This window comes from Collinsella sp. HCP28S3_G2 (genome assembly GCF_052065125.1).
GTDB lineage: Bacteria > Actinomycetota > Coriobacteriia > Coriobacteriales > Coriobacteriaceae > Collinsella.
In genome coordinates this window covers 1-1,258 of the sequence record NZ_JBQHUO010000036.1, presented here as the reverse complement: position 1 = coordinate 1,258, position 1,258 = coordinate 1, and the positions used below count along the sequence as shown (strand labels likewise).

At 66.3% G+C, this 1,258-nt stretch carries 3 protein-coding genes; 1 reads left to right on the top strand and 2 read right to left on the bottom strand.

Annotated elements, in window-relative coordinates:
* On the bottom strand, positions 1 to 319 hold a 319-nt coding region (locus ACTNB2_RS08820), incomplete at its 3' end, for an ATP-binding protein (protein WP_441045760.1).
* Between the two features lie 261 nt (positions 320 to 580).
* On the opposite strand from ACTNB2_RS08820, the gene ACTNB2_RS08815 reads away from it, so the two are divergent.
* On the top strand, positions 581 to 868 hold the full coding sequence (locus tag ACTNB2_RS08815) for a transposase (RefSeq protein WP_441044930.1): 288 nt from the start codon (positions 581 to 583) through the stop codon (positions 866 to 868).
* Between the two features lie 263 nt (positions 869 to 1,131).
* Here ACTNB2_RS08815 and ACTNB2_RS08810 read toward each other — a convergent pair whose 3' ends face one another.
* The gene (locus ACTNB2_RS08810) at positions 1,132 to 1,245 is read right to left on the bottom strand and encodes an ATP-binding protein (protein WP_441045762.1); all 114 of its coding nucleotides are present in this window, start codon (positions 1,243 to 1,245) and stop codon (positions 1,132 to 1,134) included.
* Positions 1,246 to 1,258 lie beyond the last annotated feature (13 nt).

Genomic DNA, 1,258 nt, shown 5'->3' with positions numbered 1-1,258 from the left:
ATGATGGGAAGATCGGACAGTTAGCGAAGAAAGGGTGCGGCACCTTTGCAAAACGGTGAAACCCGAAAGAAATTAGTCGTGAAATCCTAAATTTAGTTGTTGTGAAAAACACCAGCGCGCAGAGCGCCGACGCCATGTGCGTCTTGCCGGTGCCGACGTCGCCCATGAGCACGAGGTCCTCCCTGCGCTCGACGAAGTCTAGCGCGAGCAGCGACTCGCGCCCCATGCCCTCCGGCCACGACACGGCCGACCAGTCGTAGCCGTCGAAGGTCTTGGGCGCCGGCAGCGCGCAGCGCCTGAGCAGCGACTCGCGCCCCATGCCCTCCGGCCACGACACGGCCGACCAGTCGTAGCCGTCGAAGGTCTTGGGCGCCGGCGGCGCGCAGCGCCTGAGCAGCGTCGCGCGCTTCGAGGCCTCGCGGCTGGACCTCTCCGCCTCGAGGTAGCCCGCCAGGTACCCCGCCTGTTTCGGGGTGCCGAGCCTCGACCACTCCTCCGGGACGGCGGTGGTGGGCGAGCTGGATTGGCTACACTGATGTGGACAGTTCCGGGAGGGGCGCGGGAGACGGGAGGGCCGTATATGAGGGACCCCAGGCACCCGAGGCATTTCACCGACGAGTTCAAGAGGCAGATAGTCGACCTCTACAACGCCGGCAAGCCCAAGCGCGAGGCCATGGACGAGTACGACCTCGGCAAGAGCACCGTGGAGAGGTGGATCAAGTCGATAAACGCGACCGGCTCGCCGCGCGCCGCGGACAACCGCACGCCCGAGCAGAACCGGATCCTGGAGCTCGAGCGCGAGAACCGCAGGCTCCGGATGGAGGTCGACGTCTTAAAACAAGCGGCGCTGATATACGCTCGAAAGTGAGGGCCATAGCGGCCAACGAGGGCCGCTGCCCCATATCGGCGCAGCGCGGGCTCCTCGGCGTCGCGAGGTCGACGCACTGCTCCATGCGCTCGCGGGCCGACCGGCCCGCCGCGCCGGACCCCGCCGCGCCGGCCGTGGTCGCGGCCCACGCCGCCAGCAAGGTGTTAGCGTCAATCTATTTTTCACCAGTTTCGCTAAACAGGCGCGCCGTTCGCGCAAAGGCGGTTTCACCGGTTGCGCTAACGTATTTTCACCGATTCCGGTCACGGCTCGACGGGGCCGTCCCTCGGCAGGTCCTTCAGCCTGTAGGACCTGCCGGTTATCTTGACCAGGTGGCAGTGGTGGCACACCCTGTCCGCGATCGCGCTCGCCGCCACGTCGTCCCCGAAC